This is a genomic window from Psychrobacillus sp. NEAU-3TGS (assembly GCF_029955155.1).
Lineage (GTDB): Bacteria > Bacillota > Bacilli > Bacillales_A > Planococcaceae > Psychrobacillus.
Genome location: NZ_JAPNOZ010000012.1, coordinates 924,897 through 937,652, shown reverse-complemented (window position 1 = coordinate 937,652; position 12,756 = coordinate 924,897). Strand labels below are relative to the sequence as shown.

Here is a 12,756-nt window from a genome sequence, read left to right as displayed (position 1 = left end):
ACCCGCGGAAAGCGTCCACCCTGTAGCGGAAATCCAAGCGTCCACTTCATTCAACTCACTACCGCACAGTTTCCCTATAATGTGAAGTATCTCGCTTCACTTATAAATTCCTATATTGTATGAGGAACATCCTTTATAACAGGAGTTTTTCATTTGTCATAGTTCGTTCATTGAAGTTATTGTAGTTGCGCTCTATAATGGAATTAGTAGTAAAAATAAAGGAGAGAGGTTACCTATGCCTTTAAGTATATTTGGTTTTCAGGCTAATTGGAGTCCAATATTAATCGGATTATTAGTGTTTATAACTATTTTATATTTTTTAATAACAGTCAAATGGCGAAAAGACTTTAAAGTTTCAGAACCTTTAACAAAAAAAGAAATTGCGTACTTTTTAACAAGTATAGTCCTCGTTTATATTGTTAAAGGATCACCGGTAGATTTAATGGCTCATATCATGTTCTCCTATCACATGGTGCAAATGGCTTTGTTACTATTGTTAATCCCGCCGTTATTATTAAAAGGGATTCCATGGTGGGTATGGAAAGCTGTCATTGAATTACCTGCTGTACGAAAGGTATTTCCTGTTTTAACTAAACCATTATTTTCGTTAATTGTATTTTCAGGTTTGTTTTCGCTTTATCATATTCCATTGATTCTTGATTATATTAAAATGGACGAGGTATTGCATGGAACATATACGTTTATTTTATTTATTTCTGCTATTTTCATGTGGTGGTCTATTGTGGATGTTATTAAAGGCGAGAAGGGACTACATGGTCTAAAGAAGATTGGTTTTATAGTAGGAAGTGCTATATTAATAACACCAGCTTGTGCTTTAATCATTTTCTCAGGAGCTGCAAATTATACTACGTATACCGATGGAGAGGCGTGGCTTAAAGCGATGGAATTATGTGTACCTTCTAGTACACTATCTGGTTTATCACTTTCTGGGCCAGAGCTATTTTCTAATATGTCACCTGAAGCGGATCAACAACTTGGTGGTATTTTGATGAAAATTATTCAAGAAGTTATTTATGCTGTAGTGTTAGCTTCGATTTTCTTTAAATGGTTTAAAAATGAACAAGAAACAGCTGATGAAATTACTCAGAAAGCTCTAGATGATTTAAAGCTTAAAGCCAGTTACGATAACAAATTTTAATGTATTCAAGGAGAAATGACGATGAGTTTACCTGTATTACCTACTATTAGTACCTTTTTCATCGTGTTAAGCGCAGTATTAGTTGCAATTGGATGGGTATTAGTATCGCAAAGAAAAATAGAGGCACATAAGAAAACAATGTTTGCTGCAGCCATTTCTGCTTTGATTTTTTTCATCATTTATGCGTCACGAACAATTTTTATCGGAAATACCGCATTTGGCGGACCGGATGATATAAAAATTTATTATACAATATTTTTAGTGTTCCATATTGTACTAGCGACTACTGGTGCTGTTTTTGGAATTGTAACGATTGTTTTAGGATTAAAGAATAATATTGCAAAGCATCGTAAAATTGGTCCTATTACCAGTATAATTTGGTTCTTTGTTGCAATCACCGGAGTTGCGGTGTATCTATTACTGTATGTATTTTATCACGGTGGAGAAACAACTTCTGTCATAAAAGCGATTATAGGCGGTTAAACATAAAAAGTAGCATGTGGGAATTATAGAAGTTTCCACATGCTACTTTTTACTATTTATCCTAAAAGTATTGTTATAGTTTAAAGTTAAGCTTTATCATTCCAGCTTCTCTAGCGGTTATAAAAAGAATGACGATGAGCGGTCCGATAATAAATCCAAGAAAGCCAAATAATTTTGCGCCGATGAACATGGCAATCAATATTGCTAGTGGTGATATTCCCATTTGGGAACCCATTAATTTTGGTTCGACGGCTCTTCGGATTATTAAAAGTATTATCGCTAATATTGTCAGTTTAGTACCTAAAACAATATCTCCTGTTAGATATTCATAAATTGCCCATGGGGCTAAAATAGCGATTGAACCTAAAATAGGAATAATATCTACAATCCATATAATAAGTGCCATAATGATCGCATACTTTGGCGAGATGATAAATAATAATCCGATAAGCGAAGCACCTAAAATAATAAAGCTCGCTAAAATTTGTGCTTTCATAAATCCGATTGTTACTTTTTTTACACTTGTGCTCATCACACGTACTTTTTCAGCAGTGCCATCAGACAAATATCGAAAGAATTTAGTTCGTAACCTTTCCAAGTCTAGCATAAACAAGAAAAGAGCAATAATGAATACGATAAAGCTGATTAAAAAGTTTGGTACATTAGTTAGAAGAGCAGTGATATTCGAATAGCTTAGCAAGTCGAGTAAAGCATCTTTCATACTCATAAGAGTAGAATCGAATTTATCTTGGATGGACTCTACGACTTCTTTTGGTAGGCCTTCCGTGTATTGAAACAGGTTATTCTGCACGTTAATCCATATGCCAGTTAAACTATTTAAATGAAAAGGGATTACTTTAGATGTATAAATGAGCTGGCTTATTAGCTTTGTAATTACAAAATATATAAAAGCTGAAATGATAATGATAAAGAAAAAGAAATTAGTCATAACTGCTAGTTTTCGATTCCATTTAAATGTTCGTTGGGTCAACTTAACAAGAGGTTCGATAATGATTGCAGTAATTAAGGCTAAGATGATTGGAAGCGATACTGGAATGATAAAAATAGCAATTAATATAAGGAAGAGACATGTAATTATATATTTCACATACTCTTTTTTAAAGAGTTTCAACAAGATTGGTTATACTCCTTTCTTCAGCTTTTTTCCTAGTATAGACAACATATCTATATTTGAACAGATAAAAAACGCCAGAGGAATTATTCTCTAGCGTTTCATGGAGCCCTTATTATGCTTGTAGTTCAAATGCACTTAAGTCTTTTTTTAGAGCAGCTAATACTTGTTCACATGATTTTACTAAATGATTTGGGAAAACTTCATTTTCGCCATATTCTACACCATGTGGATAGTAATGTTTGCCGACTACTGGTTTCAATAATGTGATGTTTGCATCATGAGCGCCTACATCCCCGTCTTTTGTAAAACCAAATACTCGAAGATAAAATGTTCCTTCTTTTATCTCATACTTTTTGTCATAAGTTACACGTTCATAATCCCACTGACCAGCGCGGATTAATCCGTTCTTTTTCATAAGATCATCTAATAAATTTAGATCAATGACAGTGTTTTCTATACCAGTGTTTTCGAAATACATTGAATAGTCCTCCTTCACGTTCGATTACCAAAGAATACGTTCTCATTAATATTAATTCAAATTTGAAAATGTTGCAATGGCAACATTGTGTCTTTCCATGTATGCTTGATATACTAGTGAAAACGAAGTAATTGTTAAGGAGAAAAATGAGATGAAAAATCTATTCCGCATATTAGTAGCTATTACTATTGTACTGGTAATTTTTATATATTTTGATAATCCTGTGCAGGAAAATGAGCTTATAAGAGGTTCTAACAATTCTGGGCAGTTAATACCACAGCAATTACCGGAGGTTACGGAGCCCGCAAACATTTTTGATAGACCAAAGGAAGGGGTATCCACGTTAATAGGTGAGTCATCTCAAAAGCTGATTGAATTGTTTGGTAAGCCTACAAGAGTTGAACCGTCGGGTTTTGATTATGATTGGTGGGTGTATAATGATTCCTTTTCTACTTATAAATTGTTTGGCATAACAGAAGGTCAGATAACCCAATCCTTTGCAATTGGTAACGATATAGATGTTACTCCATATAAAATAGGACAGTCGCTAACAGATATTTATCGATTTACACTTGTACAATCTGAAGTCACCATGTCAATAGATTCGAATACGTATACATTTTCCTTAACAGAAGAAGATATAAATACACGTATTTTAGTACCATTTGATAATTTGTTTGCCATCTTATATATAGATATGGAAGATCAACAGCTAGAGGCAGTACGGTTTACAGATGCAAACACGCTGTTAAAACTAAGACCGTACGATATTTTATATAATGGCACGATGATAGATGTGGAAACCCCAGCTTCTTCCTTACAAGCCGCAATAGATAGGGCGAATGAGCGTCAGGTTGTCGAAATGACAAATGTTATTCGTCACAGGCATGGTTTACAGGTGTTGGAGTCTGATTATGCATTGCAACAAATTGCAAGGGGACATAGTGAAGAAATGGCAAAAAATAATGTAGTTATTAATGAGACATCTGAAATTTCTAAATTTAGTGATAAGTTAAAGGAATCATCCATTGAGTTTACACGTGCAGCCGGGAACACAGCCGCTTTTTACTTTGATGCAGGTGAAGCTGTTAATGGTTGGTTAAATTCGAGAGATCATCGAGCCTCTATACTAGGCGAATGGTATACCCATACGGGGGTAGGAGTATATAGTAACTACTATACGCAAAATTTAATAGAACAACATAAAGTAAAAACAAGAAAAAGTGGTATCAATATTGATTAACCAACAGTACCCCTAACTATTGTGAGAAACACTCGGTGCATTAAAAATATGTAAAGAAGGGGTATTGAAGAGAACAAGTGCCACACAAATACCAATGCTTCATGATGCAAAAAGGATACGACACAGTCGCATCCCTTTTGCATTTTTTCTTTTCCATATCAATTGCCTAGAACTTGATTGGTATTGGATAACAATTATCCCTTAGTAATGTTGCAGTGATTATGTCATCCAAAGCATATCAAAAACATACAAAAGCAAATGGAAGGCTTATACGTTTTTTGAAAAGTTTTAATTCCGGAAATCAATTGACAACGGGCTTGAAAAATACCTAGTTAAAAACAAAAGTACCTTCTTTATCTTCATATAGTGAGCGAATATGCAAGGGAACATTATGAAGGGCAGCAAATTTAGCTGCTCTTTTTTGTATGACCTCTACTGGTCCATTGATTTTATGTTGCAATTCTTCATAAGTCATAGAAGAAATTAATTGAACGTTTTTCTCTCTAAAAGGATCAGAAGTCATAACACCAGGAACATTTTTATAAAACTCCACGACATCAGCATTCAAATAATGTCCATAAACGACTGCCGTTAGATCACTGCCACCTCTTCCAAGTGTAGTGAAGGTTTGCGTTTCTTCTGAGAGACCTTGAAAACCTGGTACTACTATACAATTGACTTGTTGGAAGGAGGCTGTTATGGATGTTGTTTCTACTTTTTCTATTTGAGCATCTCCATACGCATTGTTGGTCATAATTCCCGCACTTTTCCCGTATAAAAGAGTTGCTAAAATCCCTGCTTCTTTTAACTCCGAACAAAGTACTGAGGCAGATATTAGTTCACCACAAGCCGAAAGTAAATCGGTTTCAACACTGTTCCCGGAGCTAGGTATTAAATCTAATAATGTGTCCGTTGCATAGTGCTGTCCTCTTCTTCCCATTGCAGAAACAACTACCAAAACTTTTTGATGTATACTAATTGCTTTTTTAATCCTTGCTAATACCAATTTCCTGTTTTGATGATCTTGCATTGCAATTCCACCGAATTTTTGCACAATCATATTTTCAACCACTCATCTCGTGACATTTCAAACACTCCGTTCATACGATACAAGGAATTCACTTTACTTTATGCGAACTCACAAGAATGGTGTAGGGAGTGTGTTACTATTTTTCCTTTAAAAGAACTATTAAATTGTTTGGAATACAAAGTTACAGGTGATTTGAAGGACTTTATGATAAACAGATTTATCGATCACTCGAAGCAAATTGAAGAAGGGGATATATTCGTTTCGGAAACAGGGAATCGAGTATTTATAGAAGAGGCGATACAAAACGGTGCAAAAGCGATACTCACCGAATATTTTATTCATGACTGTAGCGTGCCTCAGGTTATTTTACCGACCGATATGCATTTGTTTAAAGAAAGAGTTTCTCTTATGGCACATAAATTGCATGGGGAAAATATAAAAACTATTGGGATAACTGGCACCAATGGAAAAACAACCGTTGCTTCTTTTATAGGACAATTATTAATGCAACAACAAAAATCAGTGTGTGTTATTGGCACATTAGGCGTTTTTATAAATGGTCAAAAACTGGAACGTCCTTTTAGAAGTAATACAACATTGCCGTTTTATGATTTTTTACAAGTAGTAAAATATTGTTTTGAACATGAAGTTGAATATATTGTATTGGAAGCTTCTTCTCAAGGTTTGTTGGACAATCGATTAGGTATGTATCCAATCGATATAGGTGTTTTTTTAAATATAGGAAAGGATCACCTAGAATTTCACGGTGGAATGGTACCATATAAAAAATCAAAAGAGCTACTTATCACGCTTTCCAAACAAATTGTCATAAATGATGATGATGAGTGGTGTAGATCAATCGCAGAAAAGACGGAGCTTCCAGTTATACGTTTTGGTGAACGATATACGAATGACGTCATTTACCAAAAAGCAGATTATTCAAAAGAAATTGTCCATTACAAATATATTGTGAGAGATAAAGAAGTACAATTAAAGATGAAAAACAGTGGCTATTATAATGGGATGAATATAGCAGCAGCATTAGCAAGTTTATCAGGATTAAATATTCCTCTTGGAGACGTAAAAGCACTAACCTTACCAAAAGGAAGATTAGAGCAAATACCTAATGGTAAAGGGGTGGAGGTTCTTATAGACTATGCCCATACTCCTGATGCATTGGAGGCTTGTTTATCTACGATTACATCCTATGCCAAAAAGGATGTGTATGTGGTGTTTGGTTGCGGAGGAAATCGAGATAAACAAAAAAGAAAAGGTATGGGAGAAGTTGCAACAAAATATGCGACAAAAATAATTATTACTTCTGACAATCCAAGAGATGAACGCCCAGAAGACATTATTGCTGAAATTGTAAGTGGAGTGAACCTTAGCAAAGTAATCATCGAATCTGATCGGGAAAAAGCGATTATTTTGGCATTAAGCACTGCTCAAAAGGGAGACGTCATTTTAATAGCAGGAAAGGGACATGAGCAAGAACAAATTACTAACGGAATTGTCGTCCCTTTTTCTGATCATCAAGTTGTACGCAATTATTTAGAAGAGTCGGGTGGATTAATAACAAAAAATGACCCAGTAGCATGAGCAATTCTTTTACCATCTGGTTGAGTGACTGAGCATTCTAACACCAATGTTTGGCGACCTTTATGTAGATAGGATGCTGTAGCGATTAACGACTCTTGTGTAGCTGCCTTCACATAATGGATGTTCATATTTGTCGTTACAGCTCCTTTTCCTTCCGTTCGTAAATCTTTATTTACCAGGTATCCCATCGCATTATCCATGACTGTTGCAATAATTCCTCCATGTGGTTTATCAAATGTATTAAAGGAAAGAGGCGTAATAGGAAAAGTGACGATACATGTATCCTGTTCGAATTGAATATCCATTTGTAAAACCGCATTTAAATAGGTTGTAGAAGTATTTTGCTGTTTCTTTTGGATAGAGATAAGAAAGTCTTTTAGTAGGGTCATATCTGCTTCTGATGCGTTTTCTGCAACTTGGTGCAGTAATGATTGTAATTCGTTCATTGTTTTTTTCTCCTAACAGTAAGTAAATAATTTGGCAATTGCTTCTCCATTTCTGGTATGATATACACAGATTGGAGGTTTTATAAATTGATAATGACCAATGAATGGGCCACTATAATGGACCAATCAGATATGCTATGTACAATGGTTCTTTCCTCTGAACAATTTTATCATTATTTAAATGCACATCGTGCTGTATATACAAATTCGAATCTAGTGCGTGAAATTAATCATTTTACGAAACTTAAAGACCAATATGAAGAGGTCCAGCGATTCGGAAAATATCATCCCGATTATTCGAAAGTTATGAAGGATATCCGCGTAACTAAACGAAAATTGGATATGATAGATGAAATTGCAACATTAAGAGTTGCGGAAAATGAATTACAAGATTTGCTCGATGAAGTGAGCTTGCTAATCGGTAAATCAGTTTCAGAAGGTGTGAAAGTTCCAGTGAGCAACCCGTTTTTTGCATCCAGTGGCTCTAGTTGTGGGAGCGGCTGTGGTACTGGTGGAGCTTGCTCTTGTTCTGCATAAGAAATACGAAGGATGTGTGCATTTGTTTGCACACATCCTTTTTAGTCTAGCTTTAATGCTTCAATTGCTATGTCGGGGCGATCTGTAATGATTCCTTTTGCACCGTTTTGGATCAATTTCCTCATGACTACCGCATCATTGATAGTCCAATAGTGAACAGGGATGTTCAAGGAAGTGATATGTTTGATAAAACCTGCACTGTCTAGCGGAAATACATTCGATTTCACCGGAATTTGAAATACATCTGCCTTTGGATGGTATAAATGCTTAAATTGGCTAGTGTAAGCAGTATATGCTTTTTTTACTTCCTTCTCACCAGCTCCTAAAGCAACTGTATTTTGTGCATATAAGTTAAAGCGATCTATTTGTTCATCATAAAAACTAGTAACTACTACACGCTTGTAAACTTGTTTTTCTTCTAATAGTCTCCAAAGCTTAGAAGGCATTAAACTACCCTCATAAGTTTGGGGAGCATCTTTAATATCGATATTTATAAGCATTTGGGGATATGCATCTAGAAGCTCATCTAAAGTGATTATTTTTTCACCGCAGCCTCTATATGAATAAGCGCCTTCTAAATCGACAAAGTGGTAACCTAGGTCTGCTTCTTTTAATTGCGCCAATGTATAATTAGCCACTTTGCCATTTAGATTTGTAACTCTATCTAAGTCTTCATCGTGAAAAACGATAATCTCTTCATCTTTTGTTAATCGTATATCTATTTCAAATCCATGGACTCCTAATTTTGCTGCATTTTCAAAAGCGGCAAGCGAACATTCTGGAGCAAGCGCAGCTCCTCCTCGATGTGCTAGAATGATTGGTTGCTCGTATTCAAGCGCTTCTTTTGGAGTACGACTTTGTGGTTTAGAAATAGCTTTTGTACTGGCCCAAGCTGCTCCTGCAGCTGCGGCAATAGCGAAAACAACATTAGTCTTTTTTCCCATTAATCGATTTATCCTCCTTTTAACCGTTAGCTTCTCTCATTATAACTTTTGAACGTTCAACTGTCAGCTAGTTGTTGTTGCTATCATTTTCCCGGATATGTTATCCTAAAGAGGAAGAAATGAGGGGAAAAAGTATGACAGAAAGACAAGGATTAATTGTCTATGTGCATCATCTAAAACAAGCGAAATCACTAAGAAAATATGGCCATGTCCATTATATTTCTAAAAAGATGAAATATGTCGTGTTATATTGTGATCAAGATCAAATAGATACTGCCAAACAAAAGATGAACAAACTTCCTTTTGTAAAAGAAATTCTAGAATCGTACCGTCCATTTTTAAAAACTGAGTTTGAAAATAGTAAGCCAGATAAAGCGAAAGAATACGATTATAAAATTGGTTTGTAAAATCTACTCTCGTTTATTGAAGTGGCGGTATTAAGTTATTTAACCGTAAAACGCCAATTATATACTGATAAAATAAATTTGTGTCTACAAAAGTGGAAGAATGTTTCACGTCGATTTGGATTGGGTCGATTTCTAGCTCTTCTAACGTCTCTTTAAATGCTGAAAGTCTTTTAGGTACAGCTTCCGATTTTGGTATTCCTTCTCGACATATATATATTGGGAAGAAGTTAGCATTATTAATAGGCTTTAGAGCAACTGCAATGGAAAAGTACTCTTTATCCTCTTTTTTAGATGTGAATAAGAAGGCGTGATGTATACGATTTCTATTTAATCGTGCGAGTTCACAAAGCTCAAATACATCTCCATAACCTTCACCTAGCTCTATAAAACGTTGAATCAATGGGGACACTTCCTTTCCAATCCATCTTACCACTTTGTTGGAGGAAAATTCTATGAAATTTGTTATAAGTTTTTTGACTATGTTGCTTGTGGTAACAAATAGCGTTTTGCTTTTATTTCAATATCACGTTTATTCCTCTAGTTTGGAGGAAGAGGAGCAAACTTTTTCTTATGAACAAGAAATTGAACTAAAGTTTAAAAGTGACAAAGTTATTGTTAAGCAACATTTTCTTCATTTGCCACAAGAGAAAATGACCATTGCCTGGCCAATTTCAAGTGTAAATAGAAGCTGTGATTTGGGCACCACTAGTGATAGCTGTAGTCGATTATCGGATGATTTAACTTCGTTTGAAGAAGGAGAGTCAACCAAACAGAGTATTTCGTATGAAATTCCATTAGCTGATGGATTACCAGACGGAATATTACTTTCTGGATTTTTAGCGAAGATTGAAAAGGGCGGAGTCTCCTATACAACGCTTCATGTAACGGATGAGGTAAAAAGAGGAGGGATGTGGGTTAGCGGTTTACCGGTAATAGGGTCCACATCGTTAAATTTAATCGATTATACTCTTTTTTCTGGAGCCGGAAATATGTCAGACTTATATTGGCAACAAGCAGTTATACCAGTGAAATATAAGAATGATTATTTAACTGTTCATTCAAATCAAGAGCTTTCAGAAGAATTACGTGCACGATTAGATAAGTTGAATATTCCAAATAGTGCGCATATAACCTTGCTTTTCACTGAAAACAAAAATAATATTAAGTCTCCACGCATCGTATTTATGAAGAGTAAAGATATTGACTCAATTGAACGTGAGTTGATTGTGAAAACCGTTCAATACCAATATGGATTGACCGATGATAATCCGTTGCTTTCTGAAGTGGTTAGTAGTTTTTCGATGAATAGACCAATCGGATCAGAAAAATCAGTTTGGATGTATGAAACACTTAAAAATTATTTTACAACCAATCAGTTATCGGAATGGAAAACGAAATTGACTAAAAATAGTTCGTTAAATGCGGAAAAATTAGATAAACTCCTGTCGGAAGTAATCGGATCGAACACTTCATTTTTTCAATTGAATATCCAATCTGAGTTAGACAAGTTTCCGCTACTTTTTGAGGATTCGCGTACTGTTTATGTGAATGGAGTACAACAAGAAGAGCTGAAATTATTAATGAAAGACGGAAAAATTTTATATGCTGCCGGACCATTGTTAGCTGAACTGGGCTACACATTAAATGATACAGATAATGGTTTATATGTGCAAAATGATTCAAGGGCATTTCGTTTCCCGATTCAGGAACCATTTTACGTGTTGAATGAAAAACGATATGACGCAATGTCAGAACCGTTTGAGCGAATCGGATCGGAATTTTATATTGAAGAAGCATGGATGATTCGATTGTTTTTATTGGATATAGAAAAACAAGAAGACCGAATAAATATTACAGAGTCTTCTACATTTTAACATTAGGAGTTCAGACATGAGAGTAATATCAGGATCGAGAAAAGGGTTGCCATTAAAAGCGGTGCCTGGAACAAATACACGACCTACAACGGATAAAGTGAAGGAATCTATTTTTAATATGATTGGTCCTTATTTTGACGGAGGGATTGCAGTAGATTTATTTGCTGGAAGTGGAAACTTAGGCATTGAATCATTAAGTCGAGGAATCGATTTATGTATTTTCATCGAAAAAGATCAGAAAGCCATTCAAACGATAAACGAAAATTTAAAGAAATGTCGTTTAGAGGATTTAAGTGAAATATATAGAATAGATGCTGCTCGAGCAGTAAAAGCATTTGAAAAAAGAGAATTGAAAATCGAGTTATTATTTGTAGATCCACCGTATAATAAGACTGCATTTTATGATTTAGCCCAAAAGATTGTAGAAGTTGGATGTATGAGCGATACGGGAATTATCGTGTGTGAGCATGATAAAACGGTTGACCTGGCTGCTGATTTTGATACTTTTACTCTTGCTAGACGGGAAACTTACGGTGGTACAATTATTTCTATTTATCGTAAACGTTTAGAAGAAGAGGGGAATTAAATTGGTTAAAATCGCAGTTGTACCAGGAAGCTTTGATCCAATAACAAATGGGCATTTAGATATCATAAATAGAGGAGCGGCTGTCTTTGGACAAGTCAATGTTGTCGTATTAAATAACTCTTCTAAAAATCCTCTATTTTCTGTTGAGGAAAGAATGGAGCTTATTAAAGAGGCAACAAGTCATCTTTCCAATGTAAAAGTAGAGACTTATTCTGGATTGTTGATGGATTATGCAGAAAGTGTCCATGCAAGCGCAATTATAAGAGGACTACGTGCAGTTTCCGATTTCGAATATGAAATGCAAATTACATCGATGAACCGTGTGTTAAACGATGAAATCGAAACATTTTTTATCATGACCAAAAACCAATATTCTTTTTTAAGTTCTAGTATCGTTAAAGAAGTAGCTAAATATGGAGGAAAAATAGAAGAATTAGTCCCTCCACATGTGGAAGCTGCTCTACGAAAAAAATTCAATAAAGCGTAACCTTGCCAATACGGCAAGGTTTTTTTCGTAGTTTAAGAAACTAGAAAAGATGTAGAAATAGGAATAACCTTATCAAGTACCACAGGGAATGACATGTTTTTTTGTACGTGGTATAGGGAAACTGCAAGCAAAGAGATACGGCAAAGGTAATTGATTTCCGCTCCAGGCGGACGCTTACCGCGGGGCGGGCGGTGAGCCTCCTCGTCGCACACTCCTGCGGGGTCTCACCTGTCCCGCTGATCCCGCAGGTGTCGCCGTCTTGCGCTTCCATCAATAGAACTTGCTGACTAATCCATAATTAAATGCAAAAAAGCTCTTTTATTTATTTACCACTGTCAAGCTGTCTCT

15 protein-coding genes are annotated in these 12,756 nt (G+C 35.3%); 9 read left to right on the top strand and 6 right to left on the bottom strand.

Features of this window, described 5'->3' with window-relative positions:
• The first annotated feature begins 235 nt into the window (after positions 1 to 235).
• The gene (gene ctaG, locus OR571_RS21060) at positions 236 to 1,159 is read left to right on the top strand and encodes a cytochrome c oxidase assembly factor CtaG (RefSeq protein WP_282245775.1); all 924 of its coding nucleotides are present in this window, start codon (positions 236 to 238) and stop codon (positions 1,157 to 1,159) included.
• Positions 1,160 to 1,180: 21 nt separating this feature from the next.
• Positions 1,181 to 1,642 carry a DUF420 domain-containing protein gene (locus OR571_RS21055; protein WP_188713279.1) on the top strand — a complete coding sequence of 154 codons (462 nt, stop codon included), beginning with the start codon at positions 1,181 to 1,183 and terminating at the stop codon, positions 1,640 to 1,642.
• A 73-nt stretch (positions 1,643 to 1,715) separates the two neighbouring features.
• Here the strand turns inward: OR571_RS21055 and ytvI are convergent, their stop codons facing one another.
• Positions 1,716 to 2,774, bottom strand: coding sequence for a sporulation integral membrane protein YtvI (gene ytvI, locus OR571_RS21050; protein WP_348775073.1), 1,059 nt, complete (start codon positions 2,772 to 2,774; stop codon positions 1,716 to 1,718).
• Between the two features lie 115 nt (positions 2,775 to 2,889).
• Positions 2,890 to 3,255: a YugN family protein gene (locus tag OR571_RS21045; protein WP_282245768.1), complete on the bottom strand. Its 366-nt coding sequence runs from the start codon at positions 3,253 to 3,255 to the stop codon at positions 2,890 to 2,892.
• Between the two features lie 151 nt (positions 3,256 to 3,406).
• On the opposite strand from OR571_RS21045, the gene OR571_RS21040 reads away from it, so the two are divergent.
• Entirely contained in the window at positions 3,407 to 4,498 is a 1,092-nt protein-coding gene (locus OR571_RS21040) for a CAP domain-containing protein (protein WP_282245766.1), read from the top strand.
• A gap of 328 nt (positions 4,499 to 4,826) precedes the next feature.
• Here OR571_RS21040 and OR571_RS21035 read toward each other — a convergent pair whose 3' ends face one another.
• Entirely contained in the window at positions 4,827 to 5,570 is a 744-nt protein-coding gene (locus tag OR571_RS21035) for an amino acid kinase family protein (RefSeq protein ID WP_282245764.1), read from the bottom strand.
• 126 nt (positions 5,571 to 5,696) lie between these two features.
• Here OR571_RS21035 and OR571_RS21030 point away from each other — a divergent pair, with 126 nt between their 5' ends.
• Complete coding sequence (locus OR571_RS21030; protein ID WP_282245763.1) at positions 5,697 to 7,127, top strand: UDP-N-acetylmuramoyl-L-alanyl-D-glutamate--2,6-diaminopimelate ligase; 1,431 nt, start codon at positions 5,697 to 5,699, stop codon at positions 7,125 to 7,127.
• Here the strand turns inward: OR571_RS21030 and OR571_RS21025 are convergent.
• Positions 7,076 to 7,573, bottom strand: coding sequence for a PaaI family thioesterase (locus OR571_RS21025; RefSeq protein WP_282245762.1), 498 nt, complete (start codon positions 7,571 to 7,573; stop codon positions 7,076 to 7,078). The two genes, OR571_RS21030 and OR571_RS21025, sit on opposite strands and share 52 nt — an antisense overlap.
• Before the next feature lie 87 nt (positions 7,574 to 7,660).
• Here OR571_RS21025 and OR571_RS21020 point away from each other — a divergent pair, with 87 nt between their 5' ends.
• On the top strand, positions 7,661 to 8,110 hold the full coding sequence (locus OR571_RS21020; RefSeq protein ID WP_282245760.1) for a YlbF/YmcA family competence regulator: 450 nt from the start codon (positions 7,661 to 7,663) through the stop codon (positions 8,108 to 8,110).
• 41 nt (positions 8,111 to 8,151) lie between these two features.
• On the opposite strand, the gene OR571_RS21015 is transcribed toward OR571_RS21020, so the two are convergent.
• Positions 8,152 to 9,054, bottom strand: coding sequence for a glycerophosphodiester phosphodiesterase family protein (locus OR571_RS21015; protein ID WP_282245758.1), 903 nt, complete (start codon positions 9,052 to 9,054; stop codon positions 8,152 to 8,154).
• Positions 9,055 to 9,188: 134 nt separating this feature from the next.
• On the opposite strand from OR571_RS21015, the gene OR571_RS21010 reads away from it, so the two are divergent.
• Positions 9,189 to 9,461: a YlbG family protein gene (locus tag OR571_RS21010; RefSeq protein ID WP_142537627.1), complete on the top strand. Its 273-nt coding sequence runs from the start codon at positions 9,189 to 9,191 to the stop codon at positions 9,459 to 9,461.
• 13 nt (positions 9,462 to 9,474) lie between these two features.
• On the opposite strand, the gene OR571_RS21005 is transcribed toward OR571_RS21010, so the two are convergent.
• The gene (locus OR571_RS21005) at positions 9,475 to 9,861 is read right to left on the bottom strand and encodes a DUF7147 family protein (protein WP_142537628.1); all 387 of its coding nucleotides are present in this window, start codon (positions 9,859 to 9,861) and stop codon (positions 9,475 to 9,477) included.
• Between the two features lie 52 nt (positions 9,862 to 9,913).
• Between OR571_RS21005 and OR571_RS21000 the strand changes: the two genes are divergently transcribed.
• Genes OR571_RS21000 through coaD form a run of 3 tightly spaced genes read left to right on the top strand, consistent with a single transcriptional unit; the run spans position 9,914 to position 12,408 of the window.
• Positions 9,914 to 11,335: a hypothetical protein gene (locus OR571_RS21000; protein ID WP_282245751.1), complete on the top strand. Its 1,422-nt coding sequence runs from the start codon at positions 9,914 to 9,916 to the stop codon at positions 11,333 to 11,335.
• Positions 11,336 to 11,351: 16 nt separating this feature from the next.
• Positions 11,352 to 11,921 carry a 16S rRNA (guanine(966)-N(2))-methyltransferase RsmD gene (gene rsmD, locus OR571_RS20995; RefSeq protein WP_282245749.1) on the top strand — a complete coding sequence of 190 codons (570 nt, stop codon included), beginning with the start codon at positions 11,352 to 11,354 and terminating at the stop codon, positions 11,919 to 11,921.
• A gap of 1 nt (position 11,922) precedes the next feature.
• Entirely contained in the window at positions 11,923 to 12,408 is a 486-nt protein-coding gene (gene coaD, locus OR571_RS20990) for a pantetheine-phosphate adenylyltransferase (protein WP_282245747.1), read from the top strand.
• Positions 12,409 to 12,756: the final 348 nt, after the last annotated feature.

Bases quoted from the DNA above. Each gene is read 5' to 3' on its own strand.
- OR571_RS21025 (WP_282245762.1), bottom strand. From the start codon at position 7,573: ATGAACGAATTACAATCATTACTGCACCAAGTTGCAGAAAACGCATCA.
- ctaG (WP_282245775.1), top strand. From the start codon at position 236: ATGCCTTTAAGTATATTTGGTTTTCAGGCTAATTGGAGTCCAATATTA.
- OR571_RS21040 (WP_282245766.1), top strand. From the start codon at position 3,407: ATGAAAAATCTATTCCGCATATTAGTAGCTATTACTATTGTACTGGTA.
- OR571_RS21000 (WP_282245751.1), top strand. From the start codon at position 9,914: ATGAAATTTGTTATAAGTTTTTTGACTATGTTGCTTGTGGTAACAAAT.
- rsmD (WP_282245749.1), top strand. From the start codon at position 11,352: ATGAGAGTAATATCAGGATCGAGAAAAGGGTTGCCATTAAAAGCGGTG.
- OR571_RS21045 (WP_282245768.1), bottom strand. From the start codon at position 3,255: ATGTATTTCGAAAACACTGGTATAGAAAACACTGTCATTGATCTAAAT.
- OR571_RS21055 (WP_188713279.1), top strand. From the start codon at position 1,181: ATGAGTTTACCTGTATTACCTACTATTAGTACCTTTTTCATCGTGTTA.
- OR571_RS21015 (WP_282245758.1), bottom strand. From the start codon at position 9,054: ATGGGAAAAAAGACTAATGTTGTTTTCGCTATTGCCGCAGCTGCAGGA.
- OR571_RS21010 (WP_142537627.1), top strand. From the start codon at position 9,189: ATGACAGAAAGACAAGGATTAATTGTCTATGTGCATCATCTAAAACAA.